Genomic DNA, 19,153 nt, shown 5'->3' on the forward strand with positions numbered 1-19,153 from the left:
CAACTATCGTAGAGTAATAATTAACGTTTAAGTTAATTAATACTAAAAAAAACCCGAGCTTAGTCTCGGGTTTTTTAATGCCTGCAATTTACGTCATGCGAAGGTGGCGCTCTTACCTTAGGCGTAGGTGCTTCGTAGCAACGCTCAATGAGTAATAATTAACGTTTTAGTTAATTGTTAGAAAAAGGTCACTTAGGTGGCCTTTTTTAATGCCTAAAGAAAAGTGTTTCGTTTTCAGCTATTAGTAGCTTGGTGTTAAATTATACTTAACACATAAAAAAGCACGACTTTAAGCCGTGCTATTAATTAAACTTTTTGACAACTGACAACTGACAACTGACAACTGACAACTGACAACTGACAACTGACAAATTTCACAGCTTAGTGTTTTTTGGCATATGCTTCAGCTTGCTTCCATACTCTTAGTGTATTGCCACTTAGTATTTTTTTTATGTCGCCATCGCTGTAGCCTCTATCCATAAGGCCTTGTACTAAGTTTGGATAACTAGATACATCCTTCAAGCCAATCGGTAACGAATCGCCAACACCGTCGTAATCAGAGCCAATGCCAACATAATCAATGCCAATCAACTCTACAACGTGATCAATATGATCAAGCACTTGTTCAAGGCTGGCAAAAGGGTACGGATTTTTAGCACGATAAGCCGCATCAAAATCATTACTTAACTTAGTGCCTTGTTCTTTAGCAGACTCTTTTGTACTTTTTAGTTGCTTACCCCATGCACCTGCTTTTGCTGTAACAAAGCTTGAACCAAAGTTAATTTGAATCACACCACCGTTCTTTTTAAGGGCTAATAGCATATCGTCATTCATATTACGCTCAAAACCCGGAGTGTATTTACGAAGCGATGAATGTGAGGCAATAACAGGAGTTTTAGACAATTCCATTACCTGATAAAACGCATCATCAGAAATATGCGATACATCTATTAACATGCCCATATTATTCATTGCAGTGACCAGCTCTTTACCAAAGGGGCTTAAGCCTTTCCATTTACGGCGAATATCGTAAGATGAGTCAGAAATATGATTACTTTGTGAGTGAGCAAGGGTGATATAACGTACGCCACGGTCAAAAAAGTGCTGAAGGTTTTTTAAGTCACCTTCAATAGGGGAGCCGTTTTCCATTCCCATAGCAATAGACAATTTGCCATTTTTAAATTGTTGTTCTATGTCGCTTGTAGAGCTTGCCATTGCAAATTTAGCGGGCGCACGTTGTGCAATCGCTTCCATCCCATCAATTAACTGGTTTGCTAATTGATAGCTTTTGCCTTTACCTTCAAACTCTAAATGGGCAGGAATATATATCGACATAAATGGCGCGTTTAAGCCACCTTTTACTGCGCGAGGGTAATCAAAATCGCCATCCTGAGTCGCTTTAGTTACATCAGCCCACGTATCGTGAATACGGTAAGGTACATCAATGTGGGTGTCGATTAAAATAGTGTCTTTGGCAAGTTTAACCGCTTTGTCTGACGCGCTAACAGGTTGCTCTGCAAAGGCTTGGTTTGTTAAAGCTAGTGATACGGCTACCACTAGAGTGCTGAGTTTTATCATGTTTTGGCTCTTTGGGTAAAAAGCCATTGTGTACGCTCAGCTAAAAAGTTACAAGTATTACACTCTAATCATACGACGCTTGTTGGTGCTCTTCACTTTGCAGTGCTTTAAATTCACTCTTTGAGATGATAGTGACCGATTCGTGCAGCTCTGAAAAAAACACCATGGCTTCGCCGCTTTTTAATTGTTGATTTACCTGCGCAACTTTACTTCCAATACTGAACTCTTGCTCGCCATAATCAGTGCCTTCACGCAGTACATAGCTTTCTATTAAATTGTATAGTGTGTCTTTATCAAGTTGTTCAAAAGGGATAATCATTACTGCTTGTTACTCGTTTTGTTTATTATGTGTTGGCCAAAATAGCTAGGTACGGCTTTTTCTAACCAAAAAATGGGTTTAAACGGATTACTACCGCTAATAAATCCAACGTGCCCACCTTTTTCAGAGACGCACAGGGTAACATCTTCACTCACATCTTGCTTGCTAGGCACTGCTTTAATCGACAGCATTGGGTCGTCTTTCGCATGAATGATTAAGGTAGGTACAGCAATATGTTTTAAGTAGGGCATAGCACTGGCTTGACGATAATAATCATGTGCATTCTCAAAGCCATGCAAAGGGGCTGTTATATGATTATCAAATTCTAATAAATCATTAATGTCCATTAATTCATCAGTTGTAATGGGTATTTGCTGCTTAATTTGAGGCAACTTGCGCTGCATCGATTTTTTCATACGATCGAGCAAATACTTTTGATAAATTTTACCCAAGCTTTTGCGTATTACATCACTTGATGATGATAAATCATACGGTGCTGATATAACGGCTGCTGCATTTAATGGGCATCGCTGGGCTTGCTCACCTAAATATTTTGCTAATACATTACCACCTAACGAAAAGCCAACCGCAAATAAAGGCCTGTTTGGAAATTGTAGTTTTAAGTGATTAATAAAAAAGGCTAAGTCGTCTGTGTCACCACTGTGGTACGCACGGGGAAGACGGTTTACCTCTGTTGAGCAGTTTCTAAAGTGCATGAGTACAACGGCATACCCTTGCTTTTTTAGCGCTTTCATCATGCCTTTGGCATAAAAGCTATTAATATTGCCTTCAAGGCCATGCAATACAATGGCGAGTGGAGCGTTTTCGTTATGCGGAAGTGACCATGCAAGCTCAATAAAATCACCGTCGGGTGTATCAAGCTGTTCTAATTCGTAGCGAGTATTATGAAAAGGGCGGAAAAAACGCGGCATTATGGTTTGAACGTGACGATTTGTCATCCACCATGCGGGTTTAAACTTATGAGTCATGTTTATACTACACACTTTGCAAAAACGAAGCGTTAGTGTATCAAAAAGAATAAAAAGCGCCTAATTAATAACTAATTAGGCGCTTTGTGCGTCGTGCTTAATTTTTTAATGTTGTTCTTTCAGATCAGCGTCGTGTACTTTTTTCATGAAAAAATACACAAAAAATAGGCATAAACTAATAACGACGCCTAAAAAGCCAAATGATAAAAATAACACTGGGTCGCTAAAAAAATCTCTAAAGAATACGTCCATAATTGCCTCCTGATGTTTATGGGTTAATCATAGTCCGGGGTTGTATTGACATATATGATCCAGATCAAGCTATTTCCTATAGTTACCTAGCAGCAAACTAGAAGTTGATTTGGATCATATTTTGAGCGGAACTTGAAGAGAGAAGGGGGTCAGGTTAAAGGTATTAGATAGTGAAATCTTAAGCAGGAGCTATTTTCTCCAAAAGCAAAGCGCCTCTAGACCTCTTTGTGATTTATTGGCTTAAATATCTTTTGAACAAAGAGAAAAAAGAGAAGTAAATGAGGGCAGGGTAATAAACTACTGAGCCAAACAACCGCTCAATAATTATATTTAAGTAATTTAGTTTGTTTTCCTCAAAAGCGAAGCGTCTCCTAATCTCTTTGTGAATAAATCATTTAAAGACCTTTTGCACAAAGAGAAGAAAATGAGCAGTGAAATAGGGTATAAAAACTCATAGCTTAGGTGGCTTTCACATATAGCTCAATATTGTTTGGCTCTGTATGTTTGACTAATTCAAACTCATTTACTGCTTCAATCAACATATGTTGCTGTTGTTTTTCAAGTTTCAGCTCAGTGCTTAGTAACTCTGCGCGTATTGTGGCGTAATCACTTATTGTATTCTGGTTAGCTTTTAAATAGCTGCGTGTGGCGCGCAGAGGTTGTAATGCCAGAGTGTCAAACTCACTAACCACTTTTTGTAAGTGACTTAATTGCGCAGTATTAATGCTCAAATTTAACGAATCTAAATAATAAAGTAATAAGCATAAATTTACATTTTTATCCTGTTGGTTCTGTAATGCCAGCAAGAAATTTTGTTGCCCAGGTTTTGCGTACAAGGTGCACGCAAACTGCCAAAAGTCGTCTTTATTGAGCAAGTTCATCGGCAAAGGCCTGTTCTTTTTCTTCCATTTCTTCAAGCGCCATAAGTAACTCTTCTTCAATATCGTTAAGTTTAGGCGTAAGCGTGGCTTGCTTAGCAATTAACTCTTTTAACTGGGCTTTGTTGTCATCGTTATAGAGTTCGTTATCGCCAAGTGCAACTTCCACTTCGCTGAGCTCTGCGGCGTGTTTGTCGAGCTGCTTTTCAAGTTTCTCAATTTGCTTTTTAAGCGGTTGAATGGCTTTTCTAAATTCAGCCTCTAGGCGCTTTTGCTCTTTTCTATTAACCCCTGAGTTTGCTTTTGGCTCATCGGCTTGCTCCGATTTAGTAGCCGCTTTATTCGCATTAAGAAGCCATTGGTAATAATCGTCAAGTTCGTAGCCAAATTGGGTTACTTCGCCGCTGTCTACAAGGTAAAACTCATCGGCGGTATTTTTCAGCATGTGGCGGTCATGCGATACGGTAACCATAGCGCCTTCAAATCCTTGCAGAGCCATAACAAGAGCATGGCGCATTTCTAAGTCAAGGTGGTTGGTTGGCTCATCGAGTAGCAGTAAATTTGGTTTTTGATATACCAGCATAGCCAGCACTAAACGGGCTTTTTCACCACCCGAAAACGGCGCTACAGGCTCAAGCGCTTTATCGCCAATAAAGGCAAAGCCGCCTAAAAAGTCACGTAGTGATTGTTCAGTAGCTTTTGGGTTTAAACGTTGTAAATGCGTAATTGCGCTGGCTTTTAAGTCAAGGGATTCAAGCTGGTGCTGTGCAAAGTAGCCAATATTAAGGCCTTGGTGCTGAAATACATCCCCTGCTTGTGGTTTTAAGTCGCCGGCAAGTAATTTAATTAATGTGGATTTACCTGCGCCATTTCTACCAAGCAGTGCAATACGGCTGCCAGGTACTAAGTTCAGCTTAATACTATTTAAAATAGTTACGTCGCCATACCCGGCTTGAGCTTTGTCGAGCGTCATGAGTGGGTTTGGTAGCGCTAATGGCTCTGCAAACTCAAAATTAAATGGTGAGTCAGCATGTGCAGGGGCAAGCTTTTCCATACGTTCAAGAGCTTTAACACGGCTTTGCGCCTGTTTAGCTTTACTGGCTTTTGCTTTAAAGCGAGTAATAAACTGTTCTAGGTGGGCAATTTGCTCTTGCTGTTTTTCGAACATGGCTTGCTGTTGTAATAAACGCTCTGCTTTTTGGCGTTCGAACTGCGAGTAGTTACCTTTGTATACATTGATAAGTTGTTTATCTATGTGCCAAATTTGATCAACCACGGCATCTAAAAACTCACGGTCGTGCGATATAAGTACCAATGTGCCTGTGTAGGCACGCAAAAAGCGCTCAAGCCAATATACGGCATCTAAATCAAGGTGGTTTGTCGGCTCATCGAGCAATAGTAAATCAGCGTTTCGAATAAGTGCTTGGGCAAGGTTTAAACGCATGCGCCACCCCCCCGAAAACGCACTAACAGGGTTTTCTATTTGGTTATTAGCAAATCCTAACCCATGCAACAGCTCGCCAGCTTGCGATTCAATGCTGTAGCCTTTCATGTTTTCTAGCTGAATATGCACTTTGGCTTGGGTATCGCCATCGTTATTTTGTTCTGCTTCTCTCAGCGCAATACGCAGCGCGTAGTATTCAGGGTGTCCTTGTAATACATAATCAATCGCGCTTATTTCGAGGGCTGGGGTTTCTTGTTTAACCGAGGCAATAGACCAATCTTTAGGAATACTGCAATTACCAGCATCAAGTTGCAATTCAGATTTTAGTAAACCAAATAAGGTTGATTTTCCACAGCCATTGGCGCCCACAAGGCCTACTTTGTGCTCTGGAAATAACGTAGCTGATGCATTTTTTAATAAGGCTGTTCCGCCACGAAGGAGTTCTATTTCTGATATTTGGATCATGAATGCGTTACTTTACTGTACCCTTGTTAAGTTGGCGCTATCATACCATAGAACTTAATGCGCTTATCAAGCGTATCAACAAGTGATGTTATACGATAAAATAGTTGTAGTTCAAACCACAGGAAAAATGTTGTGAGACAAAAGAAGCGATTTATTGCTGGTGCATCGTGCCCTGACTGCAAAGCCATGGATACAATGATGCTTTACAGAGAACATGATGTTGAAAAAGTAGAGTGTGTTGAGTGTGGGCATAAAATGTCACAACCAGAGAACGCTGTTCAGGCATCTACTCGCCAATTTGAGCAAGTCATTGGTGTGTTTAAACCGGGCGACTAACCCGGTTTTTATTGCCTAAGTACACACCTTTTAGTAATGCGGAGGCGGCGGCTCTGGCATATTAGACATCATAGAAGGCGAGGTTTGCGCTTCTTTAATTTTTTCTGCCAGCAGCTCTGTTTGGCGTTTCATTTTAGCTAGCATTTGCTGGTGCACTTTGATCTCATCGTTTAAGATTTCAATCGTTTCATCTTGAAAAGCTACTTTGGCTTCAAGTTCCATTACGCGGTGTTCAATTGTGTTCATTAGTGTCTCGTATAATAAATCGCTCTGCGATACCGCTGGAGCTTTCGGTTAACAACGACTTATCGTTATCTATAAATGCCACATCAAGCACAACGGCCGATTTTGGTTTACTGCCTTCTCGCGGCGTAACTTGCCACGTTTGAATTTTTTCACCGCTTGATATTTGCCATAAATCAACTCGCTTATTAGGCGAACCCGTTGCCAGCAATGTGCCTTGCTCGTTAAAGCGCACGGCGGTAAAAATTTTCTGACGCGCAATATACGCCAGTTTACTCACAAGATCACCTGTAGTCAGTTTCCATACATGTGCTTGTGCCATACTGTCGGCGGTAAATGCAAAGCGACCTTGTGGATCAAGGGTTACTTGAGTAACACGAGTTGGGTGGCTAAAGCGATGAATAACTTGGCCTGTATTGGTATCCCAAAAATAGGCAACATAGTCGTTAGAGCCGCTTAAGGCGTAGCGTCCATTAGGCGATAAATCAACGGTGTTTACTTTGTCTTGGTGGCCTAAAAACTCAATGCGACGTCCAGTTTCAAGGTTTAAAAATACAACCACGCCGTCGCTGCGGCCGTATAAAACACTGCGGCCTTGGTTACTAATGGCAATATCTCGAATCGTGGCTTTTTGTATTTTGTAATAGCCTTTGTTTTCGCCAGTGCTGATATCCCACACTGCGAAAGTTGTTTTTTCTGCGGTAACCGCCACGCTGTTATCAAAGGCAATAGCAAGGCTGTAAACTAAGTTGTCTTGTGATTGCTGCTGAAACCATTGGTATTTTAAAACCTGCTGTTGATTATCCCACAGCGCGACCCCATGGTTGATAGAAGAGATTAAACTGTACTTTCCATCGTGAGAGAGAGCTGACGAAAATGCACCTTGTGCGGTGTGCTCAAAGCTTTCTACCGATTGATTTTTTTTATCGGTACAGGCAATGGCTAAAAAACAGCTAAAAACGATTAAAAAAGTACGAAATATCGACATCTTACAGGTATTTCCTCTTAACTCTTAGTGACTGAGAGGTTAGACTAGGTGCGTTAAATGCCTAGGTTGTTTGTCTAATCACTGGATATATATTTCTAAGTTTAGCTAACAATACAGACTTTAGTTATTAAACAAACAGCCTACCATGTAGGGCGTTAATCTTTAACTAGTAATATTACAATAAATGACAACTGCAAAGTATGTCGGAGATTTAAAATGAAAAAGACGATTAGATTGTCATTGATTGCAGCGTCGGTTTTAGCGCTTACAGCTTGTAATCAAGAAGCAAAAAAAGAGCAAGCTGAAGTAACATTAGACACTGTAGAGCAACAACAAGCATACGGTATTGGTGCTTCTGTAGGTAATTTTTTAAATAAAGACCTAGCAGACAAATCTGAAATTGGCATTGAGCTAGACCAAGCGTTATTAATTCGTGGTTTTGAGGATGCACTTGCTGGCAATGCAAAAATTGACGAAGAAAAAATTCGTGAAGTGTTAACCGCTTTAGATACCTCAGTACGCACTAAGCAAGAAGAAAAAGCAAAAGTTGAGTCTGAAAAAAGCAAAGCGGCAGGTGTTCAATACCTAGCTGATAACGCTAAAAAAGAAGGCGTAACAGTAACTGAGTCTGGCCTACAATACGAAGTATTAAGCGAAGGCGAAGGCGAAAAGCCAGCAGCAACAGACGTTGTTAAAGTACATTACAAAGGTACTTTATTAGACGGCACTGAGTTTGATAGCTCATACGCACGTAACGAACCAACTACGTTCCCACTTAATCGCGTAATTGCTGGTTGGACGGAAGGTTTACAACTTATGCCTGTAGGGTCTAAGTACAAGTTTACTATTCCTTCAGAGCTTGCTTACGGCGATCGTGACCTTGGTAAAATTCCAGCTAATTCAACACTTGTTTTTGAAGTTGAATTACTAGAAATTCAAAATGCAGAAGCACCTGCAGAATAATCCAAGCTTAAAACGTAAAAAGGGACCTTAGGGTCCCTTTTTTAATTCGTGTAACTTAATTAAATCTTAATTTAATCAGTATGATTAGAAAACAGGTTATCAATCAGTTCATCTTCAAGCTCAAAACGAAGCTCTAATGACTCACCAATAACTGAAAGGTCGTTATCAAACCCTTCTAATAAGTCTTCTTTATTTACTTCAGCGTACTTGTCATTAAAATCAAGTGCGACATCGGTGGTGCCTGAAATACGCGGATAAATTGAGTTTGCAAGCTTTTGGCTCTCTAAGCCCTTTTTTTCACAGGCTTTAGCAATATCATCGTACACTTCAAAATGCCCTGCAGAGAGGTAATCCATAAGGAGTTGGCAAAAAGACTGTATTTGTTCAGGCTCTGGTAGCGCGTGATCTTTTTTATCATAAGGCGCAAACCCTGCAATCTTGCAATACAGTACAATAAGTTCTTGGCGTTCATTAAGCCAGTTATCGATTACTGTATGGCTACCACCCCATTTCTGTTGAGCTTTTTCTACACGCGTCAGCATAACTGTTCTCCTAAGCTGGGTTGGTTTTTAGTTACATTCGTTTTTATGTACATCAAGATATATTTAATTTGCGTGTATATCAACAAGTAATGCAGATGTTGTAAAAGTGCAGAAGAATTATTTATTGAAAGGCTAAACATTTTATTGCAGGCAAGAAAAAACCACCGGTTAAGGTGGTCTAATTTCTTCAAGTGGCTTGTTATAACAAGCTTTCTTATTTTTATTAAATGATTTTTATTGTTATTATTTAAAACTTTTTATTTTTATTGTTTTAATAATTTATTATTGTTTTTGTTAACGCGGGAAAGACAATACCAAAGTTTTTGTTATGTTGCAAACATATTAACAAAAAGTTTTAAATGTTAGTGTTTTTTGCCTAATTTATAATCAAAATGGATTAAAACCATCAATATTATTGTTCTACTTCTATGTAAAGGTGTTTTCGTCTTTAAGAAATAGAGAGGCGATGAATATGGTGGTACAATCTTGCACAATTTCTATAAGTATTAGGATCATTTACGCCATGAGCGAATTAAAAAACGACCGTTATTTACGTGCACTTGCAAAACAACCCGTTGATGTAACGCCTGTATGGATGATGCGTCAAGCTGGACGTTATTTACCAGAGTACCGTGCTACACGTGCGCAAGCGGGCGATTTTATGAGCCTGTGCCGTAATGCTGAGCTTGCTTGTGAGGTAACACTTCAGCCACTGCGTCGTTACCCATTAGACGCGGCCATTTTGTTCAGCGATATTTTAACGATTCCTGATGCAATGGGTTTAGGTTTGTACTTCGAAACGGGTGAAGGCCCTAAGTTTGAACGTCCTATTTCGTCGCTTGCAGATGTTAAAAAAATACCTAAGCTCGATCCAACTGACGAGCTTGGTTATGTAATGAATGCAGTAAGTACTATCCGCCGTGAACTTAAAGGCGAAGTACCACTTATTGGTTTTTCTGGTTCACCATGGACACTTGCTACATACATGGTTGAAGGCGGGAGCAGCAAAGTATTTGGTAAAATTAAAAAAATGGCGTTTGCAGAGCCGCAAACACTGCATTTACTGTTAGATAAACTTGCTGATTCAGTAATCGACTACTTAAACGCACAAGTAAAAGCCGGCGCGCAGTCGTTAATGGTATTTGATTCGTGGGGCGGTGTATTAAGCCCGCGCGACTACAACGAGTTTTCACTGCAATACATGCACAAAATTGTTGATGGCCTGATTCGTGAGTACGATGGCCGCAAGGTGCCAGTAACGTTATTTACTAAAAATGGTGGCCAGTGGATAGAAGCCATTGCAGCCACAGGTTGTGATGCAGTAGGTCTAGATTGGACCATTAATATTGGCGATGCTAAACGCCGTGTAGGCGATAAAGTGGCCTTGCAAGGTAACATGGACCCGTCAATGCTACATGGTACGCCAGATCGTATACGCCAAGAAGTAGGCACTATTTTAGAAGACTTTGGTACAGGCAATGGCCATGTGTTTAACTTAGGTCACGGTATTACGCCAGATGTTGACCCAGAAAATGCCGGTGTATTTATTAATGCTGTGCACGAGCTTAGCGGCCAGTATCACAAATAATTAATGTGTTTTATGCATTAATACTAAAAAGCCCGCTTAACAGCGGGCTTTTTGTTTATACGCTTTAAAGTGCTTACTTAAACAAGCGATTTAAACCATTTAATGCTGCAACCCGATAGGCTTCTGCCATGGTTGGGTAGTTAAATGTGGTATTTACGAAGTAGTCGATATTATTGCCACCATTTTTTTGCTCCATAATGGCTTGGCCAATGTGAACAATTTCAGAGGCACGTTCGCCAAAGCAATGTACCCCAAGTACTTCTTTGGTTTCGGTGTGAAATAATATTTTTAAACTACCTACTTCAGTACCTGCAATCTGCGCGCGTGCAAGATGTTTAAACTGAGCGCGGCCTACTTCGTAAGGTACTTTAGCAGCGGTTAGTTCTTGCTCTGTTTTGCCCACTGAACTCATTTCTGGAATGGTATAAATACCCGCTGGAATATCAATAATTAACTTATCATCACAGTTACCACAGGCTATTGCATCAGCTGCAATACGGCCTTGGTCAAACGCAGCACTAGCTAGGCTTGGGTAGCCAATTACATCGCCTACCGCATAAACGTTTTCAACCTCAGTTTGGTAGGTTTCGTTTACTTTTATTTGCCCACGGCCGTCGGCTTTTAAGCCAATGGCTTCAAGGTTTAGTGTGTCAGTGTTACCTGTGCGGCCATTCGCAAATAAAATACAGTCAGCTTTCACACGCTTGCCCGATTTTAAATGCATAACAACGCAATCGTCGCGCGTTTCTACACGGTCAAACTCTTCGTTATGACGAATAACAATGCCGCTATTCCAAAAGTGGTAGCTAAGTGCATCAGATATTTCAGCATCCATAAAGGCAAGTAAACGGTCGCGAGTATTCACTAAATCAACTTTAGCGCCTAAACCTTTAAAAATAGAAGCATACTCACAGCCAATAACCCCTGCGCCGTATATAAGTACGCGCTGAGGGTCGTGCTCAAGGCCTAAAATAGTATCGCTCTCGTAAATACGAGAATGGCTAAAATCAACTTCAGGTGGGCGGTAAGGGCGAGAGCCCGTAGCAATAACAATTGTTTTTGCAGTAATACGCTCGGTTGAACCGTCAAGACGTTTTACTTCAACCGTGTGTTTATCAACAAAGCTCGCATCACCTTGAAACATATGAATACGATTACGATCGTAAAAGCTGCTACGTAAATTAGACTGCTTAGAAATAACCGAACTTGCGTGACGTAAAATATCAGGAAATGTTAAACGACTCGGGCGTTCACCAATATTAAACAACGGGTTGGCTTTGTATTCAATGTAGCGGCTAACCGAGTGACGCAATGCCTTAGAAGGGATTGTTCCCCAATGTACACAACCGCCGCCGACTGTTTCTTGGCGCTCTATAACCGCTACTTTTTTGTTGTTTTTCGAAAGGTTCATGGCGGTGCCTTCACCGCCAGGGCCCGTACCAATAATTATTGCGTCATATTGGAAACTTACGGGTGCTTTTTTCTGTTCTGGTTGTTTGGCCACAGCCACTCCTAAATTAATTAAAAGAGGCTTTTAATAACCTCGCATTAAGTGCTAGCCATGCCTGTTTTTGATTTTCCCAGGCGGCTTCCAGCTCGTGATATTGTGCCATTAAAGCTGAACGTTCACACTGCTTTGCCATATTATTTTTTTTAACTTCTAAAACTTGTTTTTGAAGTGAACAATAAGTCTGCAGTTTTTTCAGCAATAAATCGTATTCTTGTTGTAATAATGTAAGCCTATCTTGCGCTAAAGGCAATTTTGCAAGGCGTGTTTGCGTTTTGCTCATAAGCGTATCGGCTTTAGCTTTTTCTATGCGCTCAACAGGGGTACGCTTTAATTTACTGGCTAAACCAACAGCAGCTAAAGAGCGAATCATCCATTTAGTGGGGTCATAATGAAACCACTTAATCCCATTACGGTAATCACTTGCAAAAATATGATGAAAGTTATGGTAACCCTCGCCATAAGTAAATAACGCTAAAAAGCCATTATCGCGCGCGGTATTTTTTTCAGTGTATGGGCGCGAACCCCATATGTGAGCCACCGAGTTAATAAAAAAGGTAAAGTGTTGGCTTAATACTAAACGCAGTAAACCCGCTAAAATAAGCATACCCCACACGTCGCCCACCAATAAACCAAGTACCAATGGTAGGCCAACATTCATCGCAATAACTAGTTTTAGGTAGTGCTTGTGTTGCCACATAACGATTTTATTACGCTGTAAATCACGACAATTACTGTAATCACCGTAGCTATCGCCTTGGTAGTCACGTAACATCCAGCCAATGTGGCTGTACCAAAAGCCATTGGTTGCGGCGTAAGGGTCTTTTATTGGGTCGTCAACGTGGCCATGGTGTATACGGTGATCGCTACTCCAGTGCAGAGCGCTGTTTTGCAACGCAAACGCACCGCCAAGGGCAAAAATAAATTCAACAGCAGGATGAGCATTATACGTTTTATGTGCCCATAAACGGTGGTAACCGGCTGTGATAGATAGGCCCGCAAAAAACATACAGGCTACAAAAGCAATCCAATGTGCGCTGGTAAATCCGTAGCTAATGCCATACCAAGGAACAAGTGTGATAGCCGCTAAAAAGGTAAGGCTAAAAAATAGGACGTTTGTCCAAATAATCGGTGGTTTATTCATCATTCTCAATCTCAGCGTACAACTGTAAGCTAAAATAGTATTTCAAACTCTCGCCGTCAAGTATTAGACTGGGGAATTGAGCTATTATCACTAAATATTAATATAAAATTATTCAGGGAGTTGTTGATGTCGGGTGTTAGAGCGCAACAGAAACAAAAAACACGACAAGCCTTAATTCAGGCGGCATTTAATCAGCTAAGTGCAGATCACAGCTTTTCGAATTTAAGTTTACGCGAAGTAGCCCGCGAAGCCGGCATTGCGCCCACCTCGTTTTATCGCCATTTTAAAGACATGAACGAGCTAGGTTTAACCATGGTAGACGAAGCCGGTTTAACCCTTCGCCAGCTAATGCGCCAAGCCCGAAGACGCATAGCAAACGACGGTGGCAGTGTAATCAACACCTCGGTTGTTACGTTTATGGAATTTATAGACAGCTCAAGCAACCAATTTAGGTTATTACTGCGTGAGCGCTCTGGCACATCTAAGGCATTTAGAGCCGCAGTCGCACGCGAAATCAAACACTTTATTTTAGAGCTTGCCCACTATTTAGAAAGCGAAACCAAGTGCGACGCCATGCACGCCTACATTCAATCAGAAGCCATGGTAACACTGGTGTTTAATGCCGGCGCAGAGGCGCTAGATATAGAAGGCCAACAACTTGACGAACTTGTTGAGCGTGTTATTTGGCAGCTGCGTTACATAACGCGTGGTGCAACCCATTATGTAAGAGAAACAAATTAAGTAACTTAGCCTAAAAAATAGTAAAAAGTTAATATAAGCAGAGCAGCTTGTTGAGATTATAAATTTAAGCGTGACTTAGCTTTTTTTTGATTTTAAAATCCCTTTTTCAGTAGTTTTTTGAATAATAAAATCTAAAATTGTATGGTGCGAAGTTGTTTTGTGAAATTTTTATGCTTGCTTCGATCTCTCTGTAATGTTAAAAATAGGCCTCACTGAACACACACACAAGAAACAAGATGCAAAATATTCGTTTAATTACACTAAAACTTAACCTCTTACTGCTATGGCAAGTAAGCGGGGATTAGTGTGTTTGCATTGAGTTGAACATTAAAAACCCCGCAATTGCGGGGTTTTTTTTATCTCGCGGCTGGGATAAATTGAAATTTGGGTAACATAGGAATGAGGGGCAGTTATGCAAGACAAAGATAAAGTATGGATTTTTGATACCACTTTACGTGATGGCGAGCAGGCACTTAAGGCAAGCCTTACTGAAGATGATAAAATTCAGTTAGCGCATACTATTAGCCGTTTGAATGTTGATGTGATGGAAGTGGGTTTTCCGGTATCCAGCCCTGCTGACTTTCGCTCGGTGCAACGAATTGCAACTGAAGTAAAAGGCCCAATTATTTGTGGCTTAGCACGTTCAGTAGCAAAAGATATTGAAGCCTGTGGTGAGGCACTTCGCACAGCACAGCAAAGCCGTATTCATACTTTTATTGCCACAAGCCCTTTGCACCTTGAACATAAATTACGTATGAGCCTAGATGACGCTACGGCCATGGCGGTTAAATCAATTAAATTAGCGCGCAACTACACAGACGATGTGGAGTTTTCGTGTGAAGATGCAGGGCGCACGCCGCACTGGGATTTATGTAAAATTGTTGAGCAGGCCATTAACGCAGGTGCCTCTACTATTAATTTACCCGACACCGTTGGCTTTGTAACGCCAGATGAATACGCCGCGATGATCCGCCATTTAATGAATAATGTGCCGAACATAGATAAAGCGCGTTTAAGTGTACATTGTCATAATGATTTAGGTTTAGCTGTAGCTAACTCGGTCGCCGCGGTACAAGCCGGTGCTCGCCAAATTGAATGTACAATAAATGGTATTGGTGAGCGTGCGGGTAACTGCTCGCTTGAAGAAGTGGCGATGATCATGAAAATGCGCAAAGACCACTTAAAAGTTCACACCGATATTAAAAGCGAAGAAATTTATCGCGCATCTCGCCAAGTGGCAAAAATTTGTAATATGCCAGTGCAGCCAAATAAAGCCATTGTGGGCGAAAACGCCTTTGCACATAGCTCGGGCATTCACCAAGATGGCGTATTAAAAGCACAAAATACCTACGAAATAATGTCGCCAGAAAGCGTAGGCGTACCAAACAACCAATTAAATATGACTTCGCGTTCGGGCCGTCATGTTATTGAGCACCGCTTAGAAGAGTTAGGGTATCAAAAAGCGGACTACGATATGGACAGCCTATACGAAAGCTTTTTAGCCCTAGCTGATCAAAAAGGCACGGTGTACGACTACGACCTTGAAGCCATGATTTACTTAAATCAAATTAACGACAAAGATGAAAAATACCAGTTAGAGTTTGTTAACTCAGCGTCTAACTCGCAATCGGTAGCCAGCTCTACTATTGGTATGGTGATTGATGGCGAAGTTAAACAAGAAGCCGCAACAGGTAATGGCCCAGTAGAGGCGTCGTTTGCAGCTATTGAGCGCTTAACCGGTATGAGCGTTGAAATGATTGAATACAACTTAGAAGCGACAGGCCAAGGCGCAAGCTCGCTAGGCCAAGTAAATATTATAGCTAAATACGATGGCCGCCCTTACCACGGTGCGGGTATTGCTGCGGATGTGGTAGAAGCGTCGGTACGCGCCATGATCCGTGTTTACAACTTAATTTATCGTGCACAAAAAGTGTCTGATTTAAAACAACAAAGGAAAGCAGGATGAGTAAAACAAACTACAGCGTTGCCGTATTAGCAGGCGACGGTATTGGCCCAGAAGTAATGGCAGCAGCAGAGCAAGTACTTGATGCTGTGAGCAATAAGTTTGGTTTTACTCTAAACCGCGAGCATCATGCTATTGGTGGTGCAGCCATTGATGAATTTGGTGAAGCATTACCACCAAAAACACTGAGCGCGTGCGAAAACGCTGATGCTATTTTATTTGGCTCAGTAGGTGGCCCTAAGTGGGAAAACCTTCCACCAAATGAGCAGCCTGAGCGTGCATCGCTTTTACCGCTTCGTAAGCACTTTGGTTTGTTTTGTAATTTACGCCCAGCACAGTTATTACCAGCATTAAGTGCAGCGTCGCCACTTCGCGCTGATATTAGCGAAAAAGGCTTTGATATTTTATGTGTACGCGAGCTTACCGGCGGCATTTACTTTGGTGAAAAAGGGCGAGGTGGCGAAGGCGAAGAAGAGTTTGCATTTGATACGCAAAACTACTCGCGTAAAGAAATTGAACGCATTGCCCGCTTTGCTTTTGAAGCAGCAAAATTACGTAGTAACCATGTTACCTCTGTTGATAAAGCCAACGTACTTGCATCAAGCGTATTATGGCGTGAAGTAGTCACTGAAGTAAGTAAAGACTACCCAGAAGTCAGCCTAGATTACATATACGTAGATAACGCAGCTATGCAATTAGTTAAACAGCCTAGCCAGTTTGACGTGCTACTTTGCGATAACTTATTTGGTGATATTTTGTCAGATGAGTGTGCGATGATCACAGGCTCAATGGGCTTATTACCATCGGCAAGCTTAAATCAATCGGGCTTTGGTTTGTACGAACCTGCTGGTGGCTCAGCGCCAGATATTGCAGGTAAAGGCGTTGCAAACCCGATTGCACAAATTTTAAGTGCCGCACTGATGCTACGTTACTCATTAGGGCAAGACGAAGCAGCACGCACCATTGAAAAAGCCGTAGCCGAAGCCGTAGAAGCAGGCGTTGGCACGCCAGATATCTACCCACAAGGTGGATACAGCACAAGCGATGTGGCAGCTGCCATCGTTTCACGTATTTAATTATTAAAGCCGCGGCACCGTTATGCTGCGCCTTAACAAAGTAGGGAATTAGCAAGTGGCCCAAACGTTATACGACAAAATTTGGCAAGCACATACCGTTGCCAGCATAAACGAGCAAACTGATTTACTTTATATTGACCGCCATTTAGTACACGAGGTGACATCACCACAGGCTTTTGCTGGCCTACGTGAAAAAAACCGTACGGTACGTTGCCCAGAAAAAACCTTTGCAACAATGGATCATAACGTATCGACTAAAAGCCGATCACTTGATGCCGCAAGCGAAGTCTCTAAAAACCAGTTAATGGCACTAGATGCGAACTGTAAAGAGTTTGGCATTGTACTTTACGATTTAAACTCAATTAACCAAGGTATTGTGCATGTAATGGGCCCAGAGCAAGGTATTACACTGCCTGGCACTACCATTGTATGTGGTGATAGCCATACTTCTACGCATGGTGCGTTTGGCGCATTAGCACATGGTATTGGTACGTCTGAGGTTGAGCACGTATTAGCTACGCAAACACTACAGCAAAAAAAGGCAAAATCGTTAAAAATTCAAATTAACGGTGTGCTTCGCCCAACGGTAACTTCTAAAGATTTAATTATGGCGGTTATAGGCAAGTTAGGTACCGCTGGTGGTACAGGTTATGTAGCTGAATTTTGCGGTGAAGGCATTGAAGCACTTTCAATGGAAGCCCGTATGACGCTATGTAACATGAGCATAGAAATGGGTGCTAAAGCGGGTTTAATAGCACCAGATCAAATTACGTATGATTACTTAAAAGGTCGTCCGTTTGCACCAAAAGGCGCAGATTTTGATGCAGCAGTTGAATATTGGGAAACATTAAAAACAGATGAAGGTGCACACTTTGATTTAGTTGTTGAGCTTGAAGCTGACGACATTCAGCCACAAATTACCTGGGGTACAAGCCCAGAGCAAGTAATTGGTGTTGATGAATGCATACCAGACCCAGACCAAGAGCCAGATTTAATTAAAGCCGACGCTATTCGCAGCGCACTTAGATACATGGACTTAAAAGCGGGCGATAAATTATCAAGCGCGAAAGTAGATACCGTCTTTATTGGCTCATGTACAAATAGCCGTATTGAAGATTTACGTGCCGCGGCAAAAATTGTTGAAGGCAAGCAAGTAGTAGCTGGCATAGAGGCATTAATTGTACCGGGCTCTGGTCTTGTTAAAAAGCAAGCCGAAGACGAAGGCTTAGCCGATATTTTTAAAGCGGCAGGTTTTGAGTGGCGCGAGCCGGGCTGTTCAATGTGTTTAGCAATGAACGACGACCGCTTAGAGGCGGGCAAACGCTGTGCATCTACGTCTAACCGTAACTTTGAAGGTCGCCAAGGTCGTGGCGGACGTACACATTTAGTAAGCCCTGCAATGGCGGCAGCCGCTGCAATACATGGTCACTTTGTTGATATAAGAGGAGAAGCCTAATGAGCGTATTTTTTAGTGGCTTAATGGCCCCACTTGATAAAAACAATGTAGATACAGACCAAATTATCCCAAAGCAGTTTTTAACATCAACTAGCCGTGATGGTTTTGATGCAGCACTATTTTACGATTGGCGTTACCTAGAAAACGGCGAACCAAATCCTGATTTTATTTTAAACCGCCCATGCTACCAAGGTGCGCAAATATTATTAACGCGTGATAACTTTGGTTGTGGCTCATCACGTGAGCATGCACCGTGGGCGCTTAAGCAATATGGTTTTGAAGTAATTTTAGCGGAAAGCTTTGCCGATATTTTCTTTAATAACTGTGGCAACAACCAAATGCTAGCCATTGCGCTTCCGGCTGATACGCTTGAGCAATTGTTTGTACTTAGTGAGCAACACGACGATATAAACATTCAAATCGATCTTGAAAACCAAACACTATCAAGCGATAAATTTGCGCCAATTAGTTTTGATATTCGTAAAGACGTAAAAGAGCGTTTATTAAGTGGCTTAGACTTTATTGGTGTGACCGAAACGCTAAATCCACAAATTGATGCGTTTGAAAAACAACTTGCTGCTGAGCGCCCTTGGCAGTAACGAAAAGCAATTAATTACATATGAAAACAAAGCGCGGCTGAGTATATAAGCCGCGCTTTTTTATGTTTAAGTTTTCTAATTA

Annotated in this window: 18 protein-coding genes; 8 read left to right on the plus strand and 10 right to left on the minus strand. The window is 41.5% G+C overall.

The genetic code is table 11. From position 1 onward, the window contains the following. Positions 1 to 381 precede the first annotated feature (381 nt). The 5 genes from RF53_RS16790 to RF53_RS16810 form a co-directional block, all read right to left on the minus strand. Positions 382 to 1,578, minus strand: a complete 1,197-nt coding sequence (locus RF53_RS16790) for a dipeptidase (protein WP_039038345.1) — start codon at positions 1,576 to 1,578, stop codon at positions 382 to 384. Between the two features lie 64 nt (positions 1,579 to 1,642). Further along, positions 1,643 to 1,897 carry a YheU family protein gene (locus RF53_RS16795; RefSeq protein ID WP_006793737.1) on the minus strand — a complete coding sequence of 85 codons (255 nt, stop codon included), beginning with the start codon at positions 1,895 to 1,897 and terminating at the stop codon, positions 1,643 to 1,645. Continuing rightward, complete coding sequence (locus RF53_RS16800) at positions 1,897 to 2,886, minus strand: hydrolase (protein ID WP_039038346.1); 990 nt, start codon at positions 2,884 to 2,886, stop codon at positions 1,897 to 1,899. The genes RF53_RS16795 and RF53_RS16800 overlap by 1 nt, the downstream gene beginning before the upstream one ends. A 710-nt stretch (positions 2,887 to 3,596) precedes the next feature. Then, a complete protein-coding gene (locus tag RF53_RS16805) occupies positions 3,597 to 4,019 on the minus strand; it encodes a TIGR02444 family protein (RefSeq protein ID WP_039038347.1) in 423 nt (140 codons plus the stop codon). Further along, entirely contained in the window at positions 4,003 to 5,925 is a 1,923-nt protein-coding gene (locus RF53_RS16810) for an ATP-binding cassette domain-containing protein (RefSeq protein WP_039038348.1), read from the minus strand. The genes RF53_RS16805 and RF53_RS16810 overlap by 17 nt, the downstream gene beginning before the upstream one ends. Positions 5,926 to 6,057: 132 nt before the next feature. Here RF53_RS16810 and RF53_RS16815 point away from each other — a divergent pair, with 132 nt between their 5' ends. Continuing rightward, a complete protein-coding gene (locus RF53_RS16815) occupies positions 6,058 to 6,261 on the plus strand; it encodes a YheV family putative zinc ribbon protein (RefSeq protein WP_010557786.1) in 204 nt (67 codons plus the stop codon). Positions 6,262 to 6,291: 30 nt separating this feature from the next. Here RF53_RS16815 and RF53_RS16820 read toward each other — a convergent pair whose 3' ends face one another. Then, positions 6,292 to 6,507, minus strand: a complete 216-nt coding sequence (locus RF53_RS16820; RefSeq protein ID WP_006793743.1) for a SlyX family protein — start codon at positions 6,505 to 6,507, stop codon at positions 6,292 to 6,294. Further along, entirely contained in the window at positions 6,494 to 7,492 is a 999-nt protein-coding gene (locus RF53_RS16825; protein ID WP_039038349.1) for a WD40 repeat domain-containing protein, read from the minus strand. The genes RF53_RS16820 and RF53_RS16825 overlap by 14 nt, the downstream gene beginning before the upstream one ends. A 216-nt stretch (positions 7,493 to 7,708) precedes the next feature. Here RF53_RS16825 and fkpA point away from each other — a divergent pair, with 216 nt between their 5' ends. After that, positions 7,709 to 8,455, plus strand: a complete 747-nt coding sequence (gene fkpA, locus RF53_RS16830) for an FKBP-type peptidyl-prolyl cis-trans isomerase (protein ID WP_008126756.1) — start codon at positions 7,709 to 7,711, stop codon at positions 8,453 to 8,455. 71 nt (positions 8,456 to 8,526) lie between these two features. On the opposite strand, the gene RF53_RS16835 is transcribed toward fkpA, so the two are convergent. Beyond that, the gene (locus tag RF53_RS16835; RefSeq protein ID WP_006793746.1) at positions 8,527 to 8,997 is read right to left on the minus strand and encodes an Rsd/AlgQ family anti-sigma factor; all 471 of its coding nucleotides are present in this window, start codon (positions 8,995 to 8,997) and stop codon (positions 8,527 to 8,529) included. A 523-nt stretch (positions 8,998 to 9,520) separates the two neighbouring features. On the opposite strand from RF53_RS16835, the gene hemE reads away from it, so the two are divergent. Continuing rightward, positions 9,521 to 10,585 (plus strand): uroporphyrinogen decarboxylase, encoded by a 1,065-nt coding sequence (gene hemE / locus RF53_RS16840; RefSeq protein ID WP_008126752.1) that lies wholly within the window; start codon positions 9,521 to 9,523, stop codon positions 10,583 to 10,585. Positions 10,586 to 10,658: 73 nt separating this feature from the next. Here the strand turns inward: hemE and sthA are convergent, their stop codons facing one another. Together sthA and RF53_RS16850 are read right to left on the minus strand one after the other, a co-directional pair. Continuing rightward, a complete protein-coding gene (gene sthA / locus RF53_RS16845; RefSeq protein WP_010557785.1) occupies positions 10,659 to 12,089 on the minus strand; it encodes a Si-specific NAD(P)(+) transhydrogenase in 1,431 nt (476 codons plus the stop codon). A gap of 13 nt (positions 12,090 to 12,102) precedes the next feature. Next, positions 12,103 to 13,236 (minus strand): acyl-CoA desaturase, encoded by a 1,134-nt coding sequence (locus RF53_RS16850; protein WP_039038397.1) that lies wholly within the window; start codon positions 13,234 to 13,236, stop codon positions 12,103 to 12,105. A 126-nt stretch (positions 13,237 to 13,362) separates the two neighbouring features. On the opposite strand from RF53_RS16850, the gene fabR reads away from it, so the two are divergent. The 5 genes from fabR to leuD all read left to right on the plus strand — a co-directional run bounded on the left by fabR (position 13,363) and on the right by leuD (position 19,071). Then, entirely contained in the window at positions 13,363 to 13,977 is a 615-nt protein-coding gene (fabR, locus tag RF53_RS16855; protein WP_039038350.1) for an HTH-type transcriptional repressor FabR, read from the plus strand. A 412-nt stretch (positions 13,978 to 14,389) separates the two neighbouring features. Further along, a complete protein-coding gene (gene leuA / locus RF53_RS16860; RefSeq protein ID WP_010557777.1) occupies positions 14,390 to 15,943 on the plus strand; it encodes a 2-isopropylmalate synthase in 1,554 nt (517 codons plus the stop codon). Next, positions 15,940 to 17,016, plus strand: coding sequence for a 3-isopropylmalate dehydrogenase (gene leuB, locus RF53_RS16865; protein WP_006793757.1), 1,077 nt, complete (start codon positions 15,940 to 15,942; stop codon positions 17,014 to 17,016). The genes leuA and leuB overlap by 4 nt, the downstream gene beginning before the upstream one ends. A gap of 55 nt (positions 17,017 to 17,071) precedes the next feature. Then, a complete protein-coding gene (gene leuC / locus RF53_RS16870; protein ID WP_039038351.1) occupies positions 17,072 to 18,472 on the plus strand; it encodes a 3-isopropylmalate dehydratase large subunit in 1,401 nt (466 codons plus the stop codon). Next, positions 18,472 to 19,071 (plus strand): 3-isopropylmalate dehydratase small subunit, encoded by a 600-nt coding sequence (gene leuD, locus RF53_RS16875; protein WP_039038352.1) that lies wholly within the window; start codon positions 18,472 to 18,474, stop codon positions 19,069 to 19,071. The genes leuC and leuD overlap by 1 nt, the downstream gene beginning before the upstream one ends. Positions 19,072 to 19,153: the final 82 nt, after the last annotated feature.

This window comes from Pseudoalteromonas sp. ECSMB14103, from assembly GCF_000813065.1.
Classification (GTDB): Bacteria; Pseudomonadota; Gammaproteobacteria; order Enterobacterales; family Alteromonadaceae; genus Pseudoalteromonas; species Pseudoalteromonas marina.